Origin of the sequence: Streptomyces hilarionis (assembly GCF_024539675.1) — a bacterium.
Taxonomy (GTDB): Bacteria; Actinomycetota; Actinomycetes; order Streptomycetales; family Streptomycetaceae; genus Streptomyces; species Streptomyces hilarionis.
This window is the reverse complement of record NZ_JAHHIT010000813.1, coordinates 1-253: the sequence shown is the minus strand read 5'-3', so window position 1 is coordinate 253 and position 253 is coordinate 1. Positions and strand designations below refer to the sequence as shown.

Annotated in this window: 1 protein-coding gene; it reads right to left on the bottom strand. The window is 44.7% G+C overall.

The genetic code is table 11. From position 1 onward, the window contains the following. A partial coding sequence (locus KMS84_RS40435; RefSeq protein WP_256921641.1) for a hypothetical protein occupies positions 1 to 253 on the bottom strand: 253 nt, incomplete at both ends.

The following is a 253-nucleotide window of genomic DNA, read 5'->3' as shown; positions in this document are numbered from 1 at the left end:
TTTCAAATCTTCTGGTTAGTTTGAGTACGAGTTTCTGGCTGCCATCGAAAAGATAATGCGGCCCTTTTTGTTTACCTGACCACACGTTTATGTGAGCGCCATTTCTTTCGTCGTGTTCAACGCGATAGCCAGTTTTGCCATCGGCTGTTTGCATACCGATCGGTTCTCCTTTTCGAGGGCCGAATTTTCCCTGCGTTGGTTTTTCTGCGCGAAAATCATTTTTTAGCAACCATTTCAAGGCCTTATTCAATGC